This window comes from Variovorax paradoxus, from assembly GCF_040544635.1.
GTDB classification, from domain to species: Bacteria; Pseudomonadota; Gammaproteobacteria; order Burkholderiales; family Burkholderiaceae_C; genus Variovorax; species Variovorax paradoxus_R.
Genome location: NZ_JBEPKJ010000002.1, coordinates 428,167 through 446,603, shown reverse-complemented (window position 1 = coordinate 446,603; position 18,437 = coordinate 428,167). Strand labels below are relative to the sequence as shown.

Here is an 18,437-nt window from a genome sequence, read left to right as displayed (position 1 = left end):
GGCACCTACTCGGTCATTCCCCGCATGTGGGGCGGCCACACCACGCCGGACGAGCTGCGGCGCATCGCGGATGCGGCGGACAAGTACAAGATCCCGACGGTGAAGGTCACGGGCGGCCAGCGCATCGACCTGCTGGGGGTGAAGAAGGAAGACCTGGAAGGGGTGTGGAAGGACATTGGCATGCCCTCGGGCTTTGCCTATGCCAAGAGCCTGCGCACGGTGAAGACCTGCGTGGGCAGCGAGTGGTGCCGCTTCGGCACGCAGGATTCCACCCAGATGGGCAAGGACCTGGAGCGGGCGCTGTGGGCGATGTATTCGCCGCACAAGGTCAAGCTGGCGGTCTCGGGCTGCCCGCGCAACTGCGCGGAGGCGGGGATCAAGGACGTGGGGGTGATCGGGGTGGATTCGGGCTGGGAGCTGTACGTGGGGGGCAACGGCGGCATCAAGACGGAGGTGGCGCAGTTCCTGGTGAAGGTGAAGACGGCGGCCGAGGTGATGGAGTACTCGGGTGCGTTCCTGCAGCTGTACCGCGAGGAAGGCTGGTACCTGGAGCGCACGGTGCACTACATCGGGCGGGTGGGGCTGGACTATGTGAAGAAGAAGATCCTGGAGGACGAGGCCGGCCGCAAGGCGCTGTGGGAGCGGCTGCAGTTCGCGCTGGATGGGGAGCCCGATCCCTGGTTCGAGTCGAGCCAGGCGCAGGTGGATGTGCGGCAGTTCACGCCGGTGGCCGTCGTGGACGATGTGACTCAGGCAGCCTGAAAGGAGCAACAACCATGAACAACAACGAATGGAAAGTGATCTGCCGCGTCGAGGACATCCCGGTGCTGGGTGCACGCCGCGTGGCGCGTCCGGTGGGCGTGGACGTGGCGGTGTTCCGCAATGCCGAGGACCAGGTGTTCGCGCTGCTGGACCGGTGCCCGCACAAGGGCGGGCCGCTCTCCCAGGGCATCGTGTTCGGCACCAGCGTGGCCTGCCCGCTGCACAACTGGGCCATCGGGCTCGATGACGGGTGTGCGAAGTCGCCCGACGAGGGGTGCACGCCGAAGTTCGCGGTCAAGGTGACCGAAGGCGTGGTGCATCTGGATTCGAACGAGCTCGCCACGCATGCGGTCGAGCTCGAGCGCCCCGTTGCAGGACCTGCGAACCGCGCCTGCCTTCAGGCCGAAGACGCATCCGCCTGAGACGACAGACGAAACATGAGCCTCACTCTTACTTCCTCTTCATCCTCGGGTGGCGATCGCGACCCGGGCATGCCGCTCGCGCACGGCCGCTGCACGCTCGTCGGCGCCGGCCCGGGCGACCCGGAACTGCTCACGATCAAGGCGCTCAAGGCCATCCAGTCGGCCACCGTGCTGCTCGTCGACGACCTGGTCAGCGACGAGATCGTCGCCATGGCGCAGCCCGGTGCGCGCGTGATCCATGTGGGCAAGCGCGGCGGCTGCAAGAGCACGCCGCAGAGCTTCATCGAGCGGCTGATGATCATGGCCGTGCGCGAAGGCGAGCATGTGGTGCGGCTCAAGGGCGGCGACCCCTTCATCTTCGGCCGCGGCGGCGAAGAGGTCGAGCACCTGGCGCAGGCCGGCATCCATGTCGAGGTGGTGAACGGCATCACCTCCGGGCTGGCCGGACTGACCTCGCTCGGCGTGCCGCTGACGCACCGCGACCATGCACAGGGCGTCGTCTTCATTACCGGGCATGCCAAGCCCGGTTCGCCGGGCACCGACTGGCACGCGCTGGCCGCCACGGCGCACGCCGCGCGGTTGACGCTGGTCATCTACATGGGCGTGTCGGGCGCGGGGCGCATTCAGAACGAGCTGCTGAGCGGCCTGCCGCCGTCAACCCCGATCGTGGTGGTGCAGAACGCCAGCCTGCCGAACCAGCGGCACGCCGTTGGAACGCTTGCGACGCTGGAGCGCACGATTGCCGACAACGGCCTGTGCAGCCCTTCGATCATCGTGGTCGGCGATGTCCTGCAAGGACTGGCCGCCGCGGCGTCTTCCGCGCATCTTGCGCTGGAGAAGGCAGCCTGAGGCTTCGGCCTCCCCTCGCCTATTTTTCTTTCAGTTTTTTCATCGAACCAAAGTAACGCCATGGCCTATTTGCAGCCTTCCGAATTCGTCACCAAGATGGTGGATGCCGGTGAATCCAAGATCTTCATGTCCACGCGGGACACGCTCATCCGCTCTTTCATGGCGGGCGCGATCCTGGCGCTGGCCGCCGTGTTCGCAGTGACCATCAACGTGCAGACCGGCTACTCGATCATCGGGGCCATCCTGTTCCCGGTCGGCTTCTGCATCCTTTACCTGCTCGGCTTCGACCTGCTGACCGGCGTGTTCGTGCTGACGCCGCTCGCGCTCATCGACAAGCGGCCCGGCGTCACCATCGGCGGCGTGCTGCGCAACTGGGGGCTGGTGTTCGTCGGCAACTTTCTCGGCGCGTTCACCGTGGCCGTGCTGATGGCCATCGTCTTCACCTTCGGCTTCACGAGCCCGCCCGACAAGGTCGGCCAGGTGATCGCCACCATCGGCGAGGCGCGCACGGTGGGCTACTCCGACCACGGCGCCGCGGGCATGCTCACGCTCTTCGTGCGCGGCATGCTGTGCAACTGGATGGTGTCGACCGGTGTGGTGGGCGCGATGATCTCGACGTCGGTGACCGGCAAGGTGCTTGCCATGTGGATGCCGATCATGGTGTTCTTCTTCATGGTGTTCGAACACTCGGTGGTCAACATGTTCCTGTTTCCGTCGGCACTGCTCATGGGCGGCAACTTCTCGATCATGGACTACATCATCTGGAACGAAATCCCGACCGTGCTGGGCAACCTCATCGGCGGCCTCTCGTTCACCGGGCTGACGCTGTACGCCACGCACGTGAAAACGGGCCCCAAGCGCGTGGTCCGCTAAGCAAGGCCCGACCGCTCGCCGCCGGTGACGATGCGCTCCGCACTCGCGGTCTCGATCGGCCAGCACTCCGACAAAGGGCGCAAGGAAACCAACCAGGATTTCCACGGCGCCGCCCTGCCGGAGGGGTCGGTTCGCAATGCCAAGGGCGTAGCAATTGCCATCGCCGACGGCATCAGCAGCAGCGACGTGAGCCATGTGGCCAGCGAGTCGGCGGTCAGGAGCTTTCTGACCGACTACTACTGCACCTCGGACGCATGGAGCGTGAGCCGCTCGGCACAGCGGGTGCTCACGGCCGCCAACGCCTGGCTGCACGCGCAAACCCAGAGCGGCGGCGGCCGATTCGACAAGGACCGCGGCTACGTCTGCACCTTCAGCGCCCTGGTCATCCGGTCGACCACCGCGCATGTCTTTCATGTGGGCGACACGCGCGTCTACCGCTGGCATGCGGAGGCGCTCGAGCAACTGACCGAAGACCACCGGGTTTCGGTGGGCGGCGGACAAAGCTACCTTGGCCGCGCGCTGGGCGTGGGGCCGCATGTGGAAATCGACTACCGCGCCATTCCCGTCGAGCAAGGCGATGTCTTCCTGCTGACTTCGGATGGCGTTCACGAACATGTCGACGCCGCGGTCATCAAGGCCGCGCTGGATGCCCACTCCCGCGATCTGGACGCCGCGGCAAGAAGCATTGCCGAGGAAGCCCATCGCCGCGGCAGCCCCGACAACCTGACGGTCCAGATCGTCAGGGTCGACGCCCTGCCCGATGGCGACGTCAACGAACTGCACGCACAACGCGCCGCGCTGCAGCTACCGCCGATTCTCGAGGCGCGCATGCGCTTCGACGGCTACACCATCGTGCGCGACCTGCACCGCAGCCATCGCAGCCACATCTACCTGGCGACCGACGACGACACCGGGCAACGCGTGGTGCTCAAGACCCCTTCGGTCGATCTGCAGAACGACGAAGCCCACCTGGACCGCTTTCTGCTCGAAGAGTGGGTGGCGCGGCGCATCGACAGCGCGCACGTGCTCAAGCCGCACGCCACCCACCGCAAGCGGAGCCACCTCTACGTTGCGATGGAGTTCGTCGAGGGGCAGACGCTGGCGCAGTGGATGGTCGACAACCCGCGGCCTAGCCTCGAATCGGTGCGCGGCATCGTCGAGCAGCTTGCGAAAGGCCTGCAGGCCTTTCACCGCCTGGAAATGCTGCACCAGGACTTGCGGCCCGAGAACATCATGATCGACCGAACGGGCACGGTGCGCATCATCGACTTCGGCTCCACCTGGGTGGCCGGCCTGGACGACAGCACGCTGGCCGCGCCGAACGAGATACTGGGCACCGTGCAGTACACGGCGCCCGAATACTTTCTGGGCGAAGGCGGATCGGCGAGGTCCGACCTGTTCTCGCTGGCCGTCATCGTCTACCAGATGCTGACCGGGCGGCTGCCCTACGGCGCGGAGGCTGCACGTATCCGCACACGGGCAGACCAGCGCAATCTGCAGTACAGGTCCGCACTGGACGCGCAGCGAGCCATTCCGGCCTGGATAGACGAAGTGCTGCGAAAGGCGCTCAACCCCAACCCGCTCAAGCGCTACGAAGTGCTTTCAGAGTTTGTGCAGGACCTGCGGCAGCCCCACCCGGATTTTTTGAACAGCCGCGGCACACCGCTGGTCGAGAAGAACCCGGTGATCTTCTGGAAATGCACGACCTTGCTGCTGGGCATTGCGGTGGTCGTGCTGCTCGGCGTGCTCAGCCAGCAAGGCTGAGTGTTGATTTTCAAAAACTCGGCTGGCAAGCATCCTACGTAATCCGTCAGTCCAGCCGTACGACCTTCCAATCGCGCGCGGTTAGTTTTGCCCCAGGCGCCAGCGGGCCGCTGACTTTTTTTGTTTAAGCCAATATGTTCAGAACAATCCTGGGAGTTGCGGCAAGCCCTTTGGTGGCAATCGCCCTGTTTTGCGCTGGCATCCTCGCGGCGGCAATGCACTTGCTTGCCTTGCCAGCGCTGTATCTGTGGGAGCGCCATCTGGAGCAAAGGCCTCTCGCGAGCAAGCGAGATCGCGACAAAAGCCCGGATTGACTCGGGGAATCGAACCGGAACATGAGTTCGTATGCCTCTCCCGCCTTTGTCGCGTCCGGCCACGGCGCACCGTCCTTCAGGCGGTTCCTCCGCACGCCTGCAGGCCGCCGCTTCCAAACTGGTGCACGATTTCTGGAACTCCAGGGTCAACAGCCATGACAGACGACAGCACACCCATTTCCGACGGGCACTCCCTTGAATACCGCGGGTTCCGCTTTGAGCTTCGCGCGGAGCCCGTGCCCGGCGGCTATCAGCCCATCGTTGTTGTTGTCCGCACACCTGCGGATGAGGAAGAGACACAACTGCCCAACGACACGGAAGAGATCGTGTATGGGACCGAGGCTGAGGCAACCCGGCATGCAGAGCAGCAGGCAATGCGCTGGGTACATGACCGCACGGGCGACGCGCAAGCGCAGTTCTAAGGCGCAACAGACATCGTCCGCTGCAACCGGTTGCTAGCCGCGCTCGCGCCGGTAATGCATGGCGACCGCGCCGTTGCCAAGCGGCTTCGCCGAGACCAGTTCAAGCCGTCGGGTGTTGGGCAACCCGCTCTGGTACAGGGTCGGGCCGTGGCCGGCGATCCTGGGGTGAACGAGGAATTTGTACTCGTCGATCAGATCCAGCCGGTCCAGCTCGGTCGCGAGCTTGCCGCTACCGAGGAGCACGCCGGCCGGGGTCGCGTCCTTGAGCTTTTGCACGCCCGAGCGCAAGTCGCCGGCGATGCGGTGGCTGTTGGTCCACGGGAAGTCCGTTCGCGTCGACGACACGACGTACTTCGGCTTGGTCTCCAGCTTGGCCGCCCATTCGCGCACGGAGGGCGGCGCCTCCACATCACCGCGTGCGACCGCGGGCCAGTAGCTCTCCATCATCTCGTAGGTGGCGCGGCCCCACAGCATCGCCCCTCCCTCGTCCATGAGGCGGGTGAAGAAGGCGTGCGTCTCGTCGTCGGCGATTCCCTCCTGGTGGTCGACGCAGCCGTCCAGGGTGACGTTGAGGCTGAAGGTCAGAAGTCCCATGCGAGTCTTCTCCGAGTTGGGCGGTCCGCTGGACTGTCGCTTGTCGACGAATACTTCGTCGGTCTGCTGGAACGGACAGCCTCGTCAAGACGACGCGGGCCTCAGCCCGCCCATTTGCCAAGTCAGTTCGCCGCGAAGCAGTACATCAGCCCGGCGCTGCCGCTCATTTTGAGTTGGTCGACGCTGCAGCCGCGCGTACCGTGCGAAGAGTTCCACGAAGCATTGGCTACGGGATCGGGATTGGTGCCCTTGCGGTCATGGTGACCCACGATGGCGGAGCCGCCGTCGCTTTGGGTCCAATTGCCGCATGTGGTGTCCTTGCCCGGATCGGCCACGGCCAGGGTGCCGTCAGGGCGCGAGCCGGTGAGGATGTCGTGGCGGTTCACGGGATCGCCGGCGCCGGAGACAACCTCGCCCTTCTCGGTCAGCGAGGTGTCCTTGCCGACCTTGGCGTTGGCGCTGTGCAGGTCGGCCACGCTGGTGGCGATGACCACTCCCTTGGCATTGGTCCAAGGACCCGTGCCGATCCGGTCGCGCGCATTGACGGCCGGCTGCCCGCTCGCGGCAGCAGTGCTCAAATAAGCACGCCACGTTTTGTTGCCCACCCCCGCACTCGTGGCCAGCGACTGGCAGAAGCGGTCGGCTCCGGCCAAACCTCCGAGGTCGCCGCCCTTGCCGGGGTTGACGCTGGTGATGAAGAAGCTCATGGATTTGCCGCCCGATGAACCCATGGCGCCGCAACCGATGATCAGTGCGGTGGCTGCGACGGCGGCACCAGCGGAAAGAAGTAAGCGACTGGACATGAGAAGACTCCTGGCAGTGTTGGAGCCGGGAGGCTACCGCACCGTCGTGTCAGCGGCAACCCGAGCCGGCCCTCATGCGGCCTGCTTCCACTCCCGCGGCGACAGGCCGCTTTGCGCCTTGAATGCGCGCGACAACGCGGCTTCGCTTCCATAGCCGACCTCTTGCGCAATGAGCTTGAGCGGGCGCCCCTGGCGCAACGCCTGCTGCGCGAGGCCGACGCGCCAGCGCTGCAGATAGACCCCCGGCGTGCACCCCACGGTATCGCGGAACTGGGTGGCAAAGACGCTGCGCGACATGCCCGCCTCGGCGGCGAGCGCGTCGAGCGTCCATTCGAGCGCGGGCTTCTCGTGCATGGCCACCACGGCGTTGCGCAAGCGCGGATGCGACAGCCCCGCGAGCAGGCCCGCTCGGGTTTGCCCCTGCTCCATCAGGTGCCGGAGCACGTGGATGAGCACGACGTCGAACAGACGGTTCAGCAGCACCTGCTTGCCGCAGCGCTGCTCGAAGGCTTCTTCGAACAGCAGTTCCAGAACGCCCTGTGTGCCGTCGATTTCTTCCAGCGGCAGGCAGACGAACGCCGGCAGCGCGGCCAGGATCGGGTTCGCGGCACCGCCTTCGAATTGCAGGTGCGCGCACGCAAAGTCGGCGCCGTGCGCCACGTCGGTGATGAACCGGTGCGCCATCGGCCGCGGGTACAGCAGAAGGCTCGGCCGCTCGATGCGCAGTACCTCGGCGCCGCCGTGGCTCACGCCCACCTCGCCGCGGCGCACCAGATGCAGTTGGCCGGTCGCGCCCTCCCCGTCCAGGTCGTTGATTCCGCACAGCGCGCCGGTATGGAACACCCGCGCGGTGACGGAAAAGTGCGTGAGCAAGGCTTCGAGCCGATCGGCCATGAAATACTCCAAGTCAAGTTATCAGGACTTTTTATCACCAATCGTTTCGCCACACACGTAAAGTTCGTTCTGTCGATTCCGACCTGAAACCTCAACCCGAATCAAAGGAAAGAAACATGAACGCCGTTACCCGCATCTTCGCCGTGGCCGCCCTGGCTGTTGCCGCCAATGCAGTGTTCGCCGCCGACAAGTCGGCCGTTCGCCAGCCGGCCGCCGCAGTGGCAAAGACCGCGAGCTACATCACCACCAAGGACGGCGTGCAGCTCTACTACAAGGACTGGGGCCCGAGGAACGGCCCGGTCGTCACTTTCAGCCACGGCTGGCCGCTGAGCTCGGACAGCTGGGAATCGCAAATGATCTTCCTCGCCTCGAAGGGCTACCGCGTGATTGCGCATGACCGCCGCGGCCATGGCCGCTCGAGCCAGCCTTGGGAAGGCAACGACATGGACCACTACGCCGACGACCTGGCGACGGTGATCAACACGCTCGGCGTGAAGGACGTGACGCTGGTCGGCTTCTCCACCGGCGGCGGCGAGGTGGCGCGCTACATCGGCCGCCACGGCACCAGCCGCGTCAAGAAGGCGGCGCTGGTGAGCGCGGTTCCCCCGCTGATGCTGAAGACCGAGAAGAATCCGGGTGGCCTCCCCATCGAGGTGTTCGACGGCATCCGCAAGGGCGAGCTGGAGAACCGCTCGCAGCTGTATCTCGACATTGCCTCGGGTCCGTTCTTCGGCTTCAACCGGCCGGGCGCCAAGGTGTCGCAGGGCTCCATCCAGTCGTTCTGGGCACAGGGCATGCAAGCCGGCCACAAGAACACCTATGACTCGATTGCGGCCTTCTCGGCCACCGACTTCACCGAAGACCTGAAGCGCTTCGACGTGCCGACCTTGGTGGTGCACGGTGACGACGATCAGATCGTGCCGATCGACGCCTCCGGCCGCGCTTCCGCCAAGCTGATCAAGAACGCGAAGCTGATCGTCTATGCGGGCGCACCGCACGGGCTCGCCGACACGCACAAGGACCGGCTCAACAACGACCTGCTGAATTTCATCAAGGAATAAGCGGGCACGCGGCAAGCCTCGCCGCGGAACCAACGGCCTCCTCGCATGGCGACATGCGCCAGGAGGCCGTACCGCTTGCAAGGGCCGCCGGGGCAAGCCGGCCGCTCAGCGAATGCCCAGCGCGTGGTCCAGCGAAAGACGCCCGGCCCCGCGGCCCACCAAATAAAGCATGAGCGCGGCCCACGAGAGGTGCGTCGGCCATGCGTCCGGGTAGACGAAGACCTGGATCACCAATGTCATACCCAGCAACGCCAGCGCCGAGAAGCGTGTGAAGAGGCCCAGCACCAGCAGCAAGGGGAACAGATGCTCCGCATAGGCCGCAAGGTGCGCCGCAATTTCAGGTGGCACGAACGGCAGTTTGTATTCGGTGCGGAACAGCTCGTAGGCACTGTCGGTCAGCGTGAGAAAACCTTCGACCTTGGTTCGGCCGGAATAAAAGAAGATCGCGGCAACGGCGACGCGCGTGGCCAGTGCGAGCGCGTCGTGCGTCACGATGCGCGTGAGCCGTTCGGCCGCCGCGTTCCACTGCGCGCGAAGGCCGCGAAGGCCGCGAAGGCCGCGAGGGTTGCCATTTGCGATCGGCTCTGCGGAGGACTGAAGATTTGTTCTCATGGTGCTCTTTCGTCTGATGCGAGCTGTGTAGAAGGGTCGGCGAACGCACCGGCGCGCAGCAGGGTCGCAAAGGTGGCGGCAAGGTCCGCCTCCGGGTCGGCAGCCGATGCGCGTTCCGCTGCCTGCGGGAGAGTTGCTCCGCCTGCACAGGCATCGAGAAAGACGCAGCCGGCTTTGGTGATCTCTTGCCAGTCCACGGCGTCTTGAGGCCGGGTCAGCAGTGCGCCCTCGCCCTTCCACGCGAGCTCTTCGGTGGCTTCGCCTGGCCTGCGATTGCGCTCCCAGATGCTGTAGACCGGCTGATCGCCGAACCACAGCCATCGCGCCGTCGGATGAGGGCTGAGCGACAGGGCCGCCATCTGCTCCGGCGTGCGGCGGGCGACCCATGCGGCATCGGCGGCGGGTGAATCCTGTGCGGCATGCGACTCGCGCCAGAGGGTGTCGAGCTGCGCCACGCCGGGCAGGTAGACCAGTTCAGCGGCAGGCTCGAAGCCGCGCAGAAAATCGGCAAAGCCGTCGCCGTAGTGCAGAAGGCGTCCGTCTCGCGGCGCTTCGGCACTCACGTAGAGCGCAGCGGCGGCACGAAACCACTCGCTGCCCACCAGCCGCGCCACCGCCGGAAAGTTGGCTTCCAACGCATCGATGCAAGCCTTCATCACCGTGTTGCGGTACACCGCGAAGGCGGGTTGCATCGCGAGCTCCCGCACCACAGGGTCCACCGTCTCGGGGGGCGCGAACAAGGCTTGCGCGAAGGCTTGCTGAAATCGGCCGTGCGGCGTGTTCATGCCGTGGCCTCTTGCGTCGTGGTGCGCGCGACTTCGGCGGCGGCCTGTTCGCGCTCGGTCATCAGTTCGTCGAAGGCCGGCACATTGCCGTCGCGCTCGATCAGCGTGGGCCGGGCACCGGCGCGTTCGATAAAGCGCCGATACAGTTGCCAGACTTGCGGCGAAATGGGCGCGTCGTGCGAATCGATCAGCAGCGCATCGCCCAGGGTCGGGTCGGCGGCATGGCCCGCAAGATGAATCTCGCTGACCGGCGCCTGCGGAAACCGGTCGATCCAGTCGGCGGCTGAAAAACCCAGGTTGCGGGCGGACACGTACACGTTGTTGATGTCGAGCAGCAGCTTGCAGCCGGTGCGCTGTGTCAGCTCGTGAAGAAAGTCGATCTCGTCCCATTCATGCCCGTCGATGCGCAGGTAGTGAGACGGGTTTTCGATGGCGATTGCGGTGCCCAGCGCGTCCTGGGTGCGCGCCACATTGGCCGTAATGCGGTGCAGCGCGGCGGTGCTGCGCGGAAACGGCAGCAGATCGGGAAAGTACTGGCCGTTCCATGCGGACCACGCCAGATGCTCGGAAACCAGCGCCGGCTGGATGCGCCGGACCAGCGCCGCCAGGCGTTGAAGATGCGCCGCGTCCGGTTCTGCGTCGCCCGCGAGCGAGAGCGAGACACCGTGCAGCGACACCGGACGGCGGGAGCGAATCGCTTCCAGCCATCCGAGCCGCGGGCCGCCGGCCACCATGTAGTTCTCGGGATGCACCTCGAACCACAGGCCCTCGACGCGCGCGCCGAGCGCGCGCTCGTAGTGCTCCGGCTTCAGGCCGACGCCGGCCGTGAGGGTATCGGGCATGGCGACGCAGCGGCCGAGGTCGATCAGGACTTGATCGGCGCCAGCGAACCCATGCCCTTGGGCGTCTTGATCGTGGCGCAGGTGCCGGCCGGCACGTTCTTCCAGGCGTTGCCCTGGTAGTCCACCTTCGAAGTGCCGGCGCAGGTGGTGCCGGGACCGGCGGCGCAGTCGTTCTTGCCTGCCATCGAAACGCCGTAGCACTTCTCCATTACGGCCATTTTGTCGGCCATCGGTTTGTCTTGCGCAATGGCGGAACCGGCGGCAAGGGCGCCCAGTGCAAGGGCGGTAATGGCGAGAGAACGGTTGATCATGGATGAGCTCCGAAGATGGTTGAACATTTGCAACCGCGCCGGAATGCGCGGTTATTTGCTAGTTCGCCACTTCGGAAGCCGGGGTTACAGCGCTCCGCTCGATCGGCAAAAAATTTTTCGCGCGCGAAAACTCAGGCGCCGAACCAATCGCGGGCAGACCTTCCCTGGTCGGGCCCGAGCATCGAGAAGCCGCCGTCGACGGGAATGTCGGCACCGGTCACAAAGCGCGCGGCATCCGAGCACAGAAAGAGCACCACTTGCGCCACGTCGTCCGGGTCTCCCGCCCGTCCCAGCGGATGCAGGGGTGCCGCCATGCGGTCGGCATGCGCCCGGTCGCCGCCGGCCATGCGGCTCAATGCGTCAGACCAGGTCCATCCGGGCGACACCGAGTTCACGCGCACGCCGCGTGGCGCCAGCGTAGCGGCCTGGTTGCGCGTGAGCTGCAGGATGGCGGCCTTGCCCGCGGGATAGAGCGCACGGTTCGCGGTGCCGAACTTGCCACCGACGCTGCCCATGTTGACGATGGCGCCGCGCTGCGCGGCCAGCGCATCCGCGGCCTTTTGCACCAGCACCGCGCCGGACACCAGGTTGACGTCGAGCGCGCGCAGCCACTCGTCGCGTGTCGCCGCCATGCCGTTGTCGCCATAGACCACGGCGTTGTTGATAAGAAAGTCGATGCGGCCTTCGGTGGCGAGCACATCGGCCAAGAGCGCATCCAGCGCCGCATCGGATGCGATGTCGCAAGCCACGAAGCGGCGGCGGCTTCCAAGTTCGGCCTGCAGCGCCTCGCCCCGCACGGCATCGATGTCGACAGCCAGCACCTGTGCGCCGGCTTGCACGAAGGCACGAACGATGGCGCTCCCGAGCATGGCGGCCGCGCCGGTGACGATGGCAACCTTGCCTTGCAGACTCATGGCGTGCCTTTCGGTTCTTTCATCTCCCAGGGACCTTCATTGTTCTTCATGCGTGCAATCGCTTCATCGACGAGCATCACTTCTGCAAGCATCGCCAGCGTCTCCAGGCTGGCCGCGTGCAGGTGCGGTTGCGCGGTGCTGCAGGCATCGGCCACCACCGCCACGTCATAACCCAGGTCGCTGGCGTGCCGCGCACCGTGCTCGACCACATGGTTCGTCGCAATGCCCGCCACGTACAGCCGAGTGGCACCGGTGCTGCGCACCGCCTCTTCGAGGCCACTGGCCCAGAAGGGATTGTTGCGCTTGTGGGTGACGACCGCTTCGCCGGGCAGCGGTGCCAGCTCGGTGTAAAACTCAGCGCCCCACTGCCCGTCGAGCACGGCGCCGGTTTCGGCCACGCGGCGGAACAGCGTGCTGTTGCGCAGGCAATCCGCATACCCAGGCGCGAAGGCAATGCGAACGAAGATGACCGGCACACCGCTCGCGCGTGCGCCGGCAATCAGGCGCGCGGCAGATGCGATCAGGCACGGACGGGCGGGGTCGTCGGCGGCGACGCCCACCCGCACCTTGCCGTCCGCGTGCAGCACGTCGTTCTGATAGTGCATGGCCAGCAGCGCGGCTTGAGTCACATGAACACCTGCAAGGCTTCGTGCGGCGCGTCGCAGTCGACGAGGTCGACGCGCTTCATCTCGATGCGCCAATTGTTTCCGTCGCGGCGCAGGGTGTGCAGCACGCTGCCGCCGAAGGCGCGTTGCTCGGTCTTGCGCCATTCGAGCAGGTGAAAGGTCGAGCGCACCACGCAGCCGGTTTCGCTGCGCGACTCGAGCGAGATGTTGCCCAGCACGTGCACGGTGCGGGTCGGCGGCTGCTGAGAATAGGCGCGGGCCTGTTCGAGCCGCCGCGCCCGCATCGAGCGCAGCAAGGCGTCTTCGCAGAACAGCGAGGCATGGTTGAGGTGATCGGCCTGGCCGTGGACCAGCGGCACCCAGTACAGCCCGTCGGGCGTGAACAGCCGCAGCCATTCGTCCCAGCGGTGCTCGTCGAGCAGGCGTGCCTCGTGGAACAGGAACTGCGTGATGTCCTGCTGCTCTTGCCAGTCATTGAAGTTCATTCGGCGCCTCCGGTCCGCACGCCCATGTACGAAGCCCAGGCGCCGAACATGTTGCGCGCCGGCATTTCGCTGTTGCCGTTGGAGGCGCGGCCGCCGGGCAAAGGCTGGTCGCGCCCTGCCCCCCGGTGCATGCTGACCCAGTCGCCGCCATCGGAAGACAGTCCCTCCTGCACGCGGTTGTAGGCTTCGAGGTCGTCGGGCATCACGTTCGACGACGGCGAGTTGACGACGTTGGTGTACTTGAGCGTGCGCTGAAACGTCGCCTCCGGCGCGCCCTTCAGTCGGAAGCTGAAAATTTCCACCAGCGTGCAATCGACCGAGAGCGGCCGTATCACCCGGATCTGCTGGAACGAGGTATGCGGCGAGCAGCTCGGGTACACGATGGTGTTGTGCCGGTTCACGCGCAGGATCTGGTCGGCACGCGCCGCGCCCTGCCTGGCTTCGAGCGCCGCCACGTAGGCCAGGCTCACCGGATCGGTGGGCGGCACGAAGATGCCTTCCATGAAGCCGTGGCCGTTGTCGTAGCCCTTGAGTTCCAGCTTTTCCCAGAACTCCAGCGGCTCGCCGTTGCCATCGACGATCACCACCTCGAAGGGCTTTGGCGTGCCGGCGGGCATCGATTCGAATTCTTCCTTGGCCGCGCGCCAGGACGATTCATGCGTGGCCACCGCATGGATCGTGTCGTGCAGGTTCTCGAAGAATATCTTCCAGTTGTTGCGCTGGATCACGCGCTGCACGCCGCCGGCCACTTCCACTTCGCCGTCGGGCGCGCGGTCGCAGAAATTGTCGAGCGAGGTCGCCACTCCGCCGAGGAACTCGCTGAGCTCGGGGCCGTCTTCGGACAGGCTCGCGAATACGAAGCCGCGGTGGCTGGCCACGCGGGCCACCTTGCGCACGGAATGCTGCGTGCCCTTCAGGTCGAGCGCCGTGTCTTCATAGCCGCTGCGCAGCGGCACCGAGAGCAGGCTGCCGTCGCACTTGAAGGTCCAGCCGTGATAGAGGCAGCGCAAGAACTTGCCGGCGCTGCCGCTGCCGTCGGGAACGATCTTGGCGCCCTTGTGCGGGCAGCGGTTGTAGAGCACGTTCACCGCACCGTCGGTGTGGCGCACCATCACCACCGGCTCGCGGCCGAGCCGCGTGGTGAAGTAGTCGCCGACGTTGGGCACCTGGCTCTCGTGGCCGACGTAGAGCCAGGCCTGGCCGAAGACGCGGTCCATCTCGAGCTCGAAAATGGCGGGGTCTGTGTACACGCGCTTGTGCACGCGGTCAGGCTGCACGAGCGCCTGCAGGTCGATGGTCATGGGGATGGAACTCCTGAAATGTGGTCACACCATGGCGTCGCCGCCGGTCGTCATCCCAACGGCAAGGCAGGATCGGCGATGGTCAGGCCGGTCGATTTTTCCCAGCGCGGCATCAGCGTGTTGGAAGGCAGGTGCTCGTCCACGAGCTTGCGCGCGGTCTCCACGCCCGCCACGGGCAGCCCCTTCGCATCGAGCAGGCCAATTTGAACCAGCACGCTGGCCTGGTCCCAATAGATGTGCTCGTGATAGAGCTTGTCGCCGCGAAACTTCACGATGGCGACGAGCGGAATTTCCACCGCCTTGCCGGTAGGCGCAATGCCCGGCAGCATCCAGTCGATTTCCACCGTGTGGGTGAAGCAGAACAGCATCTCATCGACGATCTGCGTCGCGCCCACGGTGCGCGAGATGGGTGTGAGCCGCGTGTCCGGCGGTGTGGTCGGAATGAAGTGATGCTTGTAGAAGCGCGAGAGCTCCCTGGCCCCTACCCCGCCGGTCATGGTGGGAATGTGGTTCACATACGGTTCGCTCACCATCGTGCCCATGGTGGCGACCACGTCGCGCGTCGCGAACTCGTATTCGCAATGCTTGTCCCAGAGCGCAGACAGGTCATAGACCGGGCCGATCGCATCCTTGAACAGTGCCATGGAACGCTGGTGCGCCATGAGCGCAGAAGGCTTGTCGAAATGCTCGCCGCCAGTGCGTGCGAATGCGTGGTCGACGCCGGGGTACACATACAACTGCGCGCCGGGCTTGCCGGCAAAGGCGTCGAGCACCTGGTTACGCGCTTCAGCCGGGCAGAACTTGTCGAGCTCCGCGAAGTGCAGCGCAATGGGGCATTCGATTTTCGGCAGCACGTCCAGGTCAGCCTCGATGCCCACGCCGTAGTAGCCCACCGCCGCATCGACGCCTGAATGCGCGGCCGCCAGATAGGCGAGCTTTCCGCCCAGGCAAAAACCGAGAGCGCCAACCTTGCCGGTGCATGCCGGGTGCGCACGCAGCGCCTGCACGCTGGCCGTGATGTCGGCAACGCCGGCGGCCACATCGAATTTCTGGAAGAAGCCGAATGCGCGCTGCCAGTCTTCGGGCGAATAGCCAAGCTCGACATTCGGCTCCATGCGCCAGAACAGGTCGGGCGCGAGCACCACATAGCCTTCCTCGGCGTAAAGGTCGGCAACCTCGCGCACGTAGTCGTTGATGCCGAAGATCTCCTGGCACAGCACGATGCCGGGGCCTTGCCCCGAAGGCGGCAATGCAAGGTAGCCGCGAAAGGTCTGGCCGCCGGCGGCGGCAATGTCGATGTATTGGCTCATGGGGCGAGTCTCCGAAGTGGTGGGGTTCGGCGGACGATTCTGTGGAGCGCTCCGTGCGCTGTCTGTCCACTTCTTGCAGGCGCATGCAGCGCGAAAAGTGGATAGCCCGCCGTTCGCGTGCCGTGGAGACTCGGCCCCCGCGCATACATACCTTTGTTGCAACCCACGCCATCCGAATCACCCCCTGAGGAGATCCTTCATGTCGCAGGCAAGAATCACAACCGGCATTGCTTTACTGGTGCTCGCCGTCACGGCCGCATTCGCATCGCAGGCCCAGGCCCAGGCGCAAACCGTCAAGGTCGGCCTCGCAATGGACCTCTCCGGCCCCTTTGCCGTGGGCGGCGCCGAGGCGAAGGCCGGCTTCGCGGTGGCGACGAAGCAGCTCGGCGGCAAGCTCGGCGGCGTGCCGGTCGAGTTCGTGGAGGCCGACACGGGCGGCAACCCCGACCTGGCCAGGCAGGTGGTGGAGCGCATGCTGCTGCGCGACAAGATCGACCTGTTCACCGGCCCCATCGGCTCGACGGTCGCGCTTGCGGTGGGGGCGCCGCTTTTCGCGGCCAAGGTGCCTTACCTCTCGAGCAACACCGGTCCGAGCGACTACTCGGGGGCCAAGTGCAATCCCTATTTCTTCGGCGCGTCTTACCAGAACGACGCGTATCACGAAGCCGCGGGCAAGTTCGCTTCGGACAAGGGCTTCAAGAAGGTAGCGCTCATCGCGCCAAGCTACCCCGGCGGCAAGGACGCAATCAACGGCTTCAAGCGCAACTTCAAGGGCGCGGTGAGCGACGAGCTCTACACCAAGCTCGGCCAGCTCGATTACTCCGCCGAAATTGCGCAGATTCGCGCGGCCAGGCCCGATGCGCTCTACTTCTTTCTGCCGGGTGCCATGGGCGTGAGCTTCATCAAGCAGTTCGTGGGTGCGGGCCTGTCGAAAGACGTGGCGCTGATCTCGACCGCCTTCTCGGCCGACGAAGACATGATTCCCGCCGTGGGCGAGCCGATGCTCGGGCTCTTCAACACCGCGCATTGGTCATACGACCTCGACAACCCTGCGAACAAGCGCTTCGTGGCTGATTTCCGGGAGCAGAACAACGGCCGCAACCCGTCGTTCTATGCGGGCCAGGCCTACGACGTGCTCATGGCCATGGACGCGGCGGTGCGTGACGTGGGCGGCAAGGTGGCGGACCGGCCGGCTCTGCTGAAGGCGATCAAGGCCGCCAGGTACAAGTCGGTGCGCGGCGACTTCAGCTACGGCACCAACAACTTCCCGATTCAGAACTACTACTTGCGCGTGATCGGCAAGGACGCCAGCGGCCGCATCACCAACAAGGTGATCGGCACGGTGCTGCAGAACTACCAGGACAGCTCGTCCGCCAAGTGCGCGATGAAGTCATCCTGAGGCGCTGGTTCTAGTGCCGCGCCGGCTCGCGCGAAGTTTCGCGCGGGAGTTGGCCGAAGCGCTCGCGATAGCAGGCAGAAAAACGGCTCAGGTGCGAGAAGCCGCAGTTGAACGCAACCTCGGTTACGCTGGCGCCGTCGTGCCGCGCCAGTTGGGCATGCGCGGCGTCGAGCCGCATGTTGCGAAGCACTTCCATCGGCGAAAGATCGCGGTAGCGGCGAAAGAGAAGGCCCAGCGCGCGCCGCGACACTCCGGTGGCTTCCGCCACGTCTTCCAGGGAAAGCGGCGTATCGAGCCGGCCGCGCATGAACTCTTCGGCACGCCGCAGCTGCCGCATGCCGGCCGCCTCCGAACCGAGCCGCATGGCATCGTGCTGCTGCCGCACCGAATTGGGCCGGTGGCACAGCAGGTAGAGCATGAGGTTGTCTTCGTAGTGCGCCAGCCAGCGCGGGTCGTAAGGTTCGTGGCCGTCCGAAGGCAGCAACGATGCCAGACCGGCCACCATGCGGCACCACTGCGTGCCGGCGGCGTCGTCGAGCCGCAGCGGCAACTCGAAATCGATTTCGCCGATGTCTCCCGTCCCTCCTGCATGGCGGGTTGCGAACGTGCGGCGTGCCACTTCCTGCAAACGGCGCAGATCGATCTTCAGCATCAGCTGCTCGCAGTCGGCGTGCCAGCGCAGCCGCACGGGTTTGTGCGCGGACACCACGGCGCCCTGGCCGGGATGGATGAGCACCGACTGGCCACCGGTATGTACTTCGGCATGGCCGCGGAGCGGCATCTGCACCAGCACGAAGTTGCCCAGCGTGTCGGGCTCGATGTCGACATCGCAGCCATAGCGCAGGATGCACAGGGAGAGTGCGCTCAACTCGGCCCGGCAGAAGACCGCATCGACGCTGCCGCGGCCCCAGGTGCTCCGGTGCGCCTTCAGTTCATGGCTCACCAGCGCGTGAGTTTCGTCCGCCTCGCGCGACCGGAATATCTCGCGCCCGTACAGGGTGGAAAGCTGCTGGCTCGACCATGCGTCCACGAACACTCCTCGGGGGCCAAAAGTAGTGATAGCTATCTCTGCCGCTGGGGCAGGAGCGCAATCT

The 18,437-nt window shown here is 65.5% G+C and carries 20 protein-coding genes and 1 pseudogene; 8 read left to right on the top strand and 13 right to left on the bottom strand.

What is annotated here, in order from left to right:
* The 6 genes and pseudogenes from ABIC94_RS05835 to ABIC94_RS05810 all read left to right on the top strand — a co-directional run.
* Positions 1-762, top strand: a pseudogene (locus tag ABIC94_RS05835) (nitrite reductase large subunit); the annotation flags it as partial.
* 14 nt (positions 763-776) lie between these two features.
* Positions 777-1,184, top strand: coding sequence for a nitrite reductase small subunit NirD (nirD, locus tag ABIC94_RS05830; RefSeq protein WP_354372016.1), 408 nt, complete (start codon positions 777-779; stop codon positions 1,182-1,184).
* Between the two features lie 15 nt (positions 1,185-1,199).
* Entirely contained in the window at positions 1,200-2,033 is an 834-nt protein-coding gene (cobA, locus tag ABIC94_RS05825) for a uroporphyrinogen-III C-methyltransferase (protein WP_354372014.1), read from the top strand.
* 60 nt (positions 2,034-2,093) lie between these two features.
* On the top strand, positions 2,094-2,906 hold the full coding sequence (locus tag ABIC94_RS05820; RefSeq protein ID WP_258506356.1) for a formate/nitrite transporter family protein: 813 nt from the start codon (positions 2,094-2,096) through the stop codon (positions 2,904-2,906).
* Positions 2,907-2,936: 30 nt separating this feature from the next.
* Positions 2,937-4,670, top strand: coding sequence for a bifunctional protein-serine/threonine kinase/phosphatase (locus tag ABIC94_RS05815; protein WP_354372012.1), 1,734 nt, complete (start codon positions 2,937-2,939; stop codon positions 4,668-4,670).
* A 469-nt stretch (positions 4,671-5,139) separates the two neighbouring features.
* A complete protein-coding gene (locus tag ABIC94_RS05810) occupies positions 5,140-5,406 on the top strand; it encodes a hypothetical protein (protein ID WP_354372011.1) in 267 nt (88 codons plus the stop codon).
* A gap of 33 nt (positions 5,407-5,439) precedes the next feature.
* On the opposite strand, the gene ABIC94_RS05805 is transcribed toward ABIC94_RS05810, so the two are convergent.
* From ABIC94_RS05805 to ABIC94_RS05795, 3 genes are all read right to left on the bottom strand, one after another.
* The gene (locus ABIC94_RS05805) at positions 5,440-6,000 is read right to left on the bottom strand and encodes a dihydrofolate reductase family protein (RefSeq protein ID WP_354372009.1); all 561 of its coding nucleotides are present in this window, start codon (positions 5,998-6,000) and stop codon (positions 5,440-5,442) included.
* Positions 6,001-6,122: 122 nt separating this feature from the next.
* Positions 6,123-6,803 (bottom strand): hypothetical protein, encoded by a 681-nt coding sequence (locus tag ABIC94_RS05800; protein WP_354372008.1) that lies wholly within the window; start codon positions 6,801-6,803, stop codon positions 6,123-6,125.
* Positions 6,804-6,875: 72 nt separating this feature from the next.
* A complete protein-coding gene (locus tag ABIC94_RS05795; RefSeq protein WP_354372006.1) occupies positions 6,876-7,697 on the bottom strand; it encodes an AraC family transcriptional regulator in 822 nt (273 codons plus the stop codon).
* A gap of 116 nt (positions 7,698-7,813) precedes the next feature.
* On the opposite strand from ABIC94_RS05795, the gene ABIC94_RS05790 reads away from it, so the two are divergent.
* Positions 7,814-8,758, top strand: a complete 945-nt coding sequence (locus ABIC94_RS05790; RefSeq protein WP_354372004.1) for an alpha/beta fold hydrolase — start codon at positions 7,814-7,816, stop codon at positions 8,756-8,758.
* Between the two features lie 105 nt (positions 8,759-8,863).
* Here the strand turns inward: ABIC94_RS05790 and ABIC94_RS05785 are convergent, their stop codons facing one another.
* The 9 genes from ABIC94_RS05785 to ABIC94_RS05745 all read right to left on the bottom strand — a co-directional run bounded on the left by ABIC94_RS05785 (position 8,864) and on the right by ABIC94_RS05745 (position 15,944).
* Positions 8,864-9,370: a DoxX family protein gene (locus ABIC94_RS05785; protein ID WP_354372002.1), complete on the bottom strand. Its 507-nt coding sequence runs from the start codon at positions 9,368-9,370 to the stop codon at positions 8,864-8,866.
* Entirely contained in the window at positions 9,367-10,155 is a 789-nt protein-coding gene (locus tag ABIC94_RS05780) for a DNA-binding domain-containing protein (protein WP_354372000.1), read from the bottom strand. The genes ABIC94_RS05785 and ABIC94_RS05780 overlap by 4 nt, the downstream gene beginning before the upstream one ends.
* Positions 10,152-10,997: an MNIO family bufferin maturase gene (bufB, locus tag ABIC94_RS05775; RefSeq protein WP_354371998.1), complete on the bottom strand. Its 846-nt coding sequence runs from the start codon at positions 10,995-10,997 to the stop codon at positions 10,152-10,154. The genes ABIC94_RS05780 and bufB overlap by 4 nt, the downstream gene beginning before the upstream one ends.
* A gap of 23 nt (positions 10,998-11,020) precedes the next feature.
* The gene (locus ABIC94_RS05770) at positions 11,021-11,308 is read right to left on the bottom strand and encodes a BufA1 family periplasmic bufferin-type metallophore (protein WP_354371996.1); all 288 of its coding nucleotides are present in this window, start codon (positions 11,306-11,308) and stop codon (positions 11,021-11,023) included.
* Between the two features lie 131 nt (positions 11,309-11,439).
* A complete protein-coding gene (locus ABIC94_RS05765) occupies positions 11,440-12,222 on the bottom strand; it encodes an SDR family oxidoreductase (protein WP_354371995.1) in 783 nt (260 codons plus the stop codon).
* Entirely contained in the window at positions 12,219-12,827 is a 609-nt protein-coding gene (locus tag ABIC94_RS05760; RefSeq protein ID WP_354372044.1) for a cysteine hydrolase family protein, read from the bottom strand. Before ABIC94_RS05760 ends, ABIC94_RS05765 begins: the two co-directional genes overlap by 4 nt.
* Positions 12,828-12,847: 20 nt before the next feature.
* Complete coding sequence (locus tag ABIC94_RS05755; protein WP_354371993.1) at positions 12,848-13,333, bottom strand: aromatic-ring-hydroxylating dioxygenase subunit beta; 486 nt, start codon at positions 13,331-13,333, stop codon at positions 12,848-12,850.
* Positions 13,330-14,634, bottom strand: coding sequence for an aromatic ring-hydroxylating dioxygenase subunit alpha (locus ABIC94_RS05750; RefSeq protein ID WP_354371992.1), 1,305 nt, complete (start codon positions 14,632-14,634; stop codon positions 13,330-13,332). Before ABIC94_RS05750 ends, ABIC94_RS05755 begins: the two co-directional genes overlap by 4 nt.
* 50 nt (positions 14,635-14,684) lie before the next feature.
* Positions 14,685-15,944: a dienelactone hydrolase family protein gene (locus ABIC94_RS05745; protein WP_354371991.1), complete on the bottom strand. Its 1,260-nt coding sequence runs from the start codon at positions 15,942-15,944 to the stop codon at positions 14,685-14,687.
* 199 nt (positions 15,945-16,143) lie between these two features.
* Here ABIC94_RS05745 and ABIC94_RS05740 point away from each other — a divergent pair, with 199 nt between their 5' ends.
* Positions 16,144-17,343: an ABC transporter substrate-binding protein gene (locus ABIC94_RS05740; protein WP_354371989.1), complete on the top strand. Its 1,200-nt coding sequence runs from the start codon at positions 16,144-16,146 to the stop codon at positions 17,341-17,343.
* A 10-nt stretch (positions 17,344-17,353) separates the two neighbouring features.
* Here ABIC94_RS05740 and ABIC94_RS05735 read toward each other — a convergent pair whose 3' ends face one another.
* A complete protein-coding gene (locus ABIC94_RS05735; protein WP_354371987.1) occupies positions 17,354-18,373 on the bottom strand; it encodes an AraC family transcriptional regulator in 1,020 nt (339 codons plus the stop codon).
* Positions 18,374-18,437 lie beyond the last annotated feature (64 nt).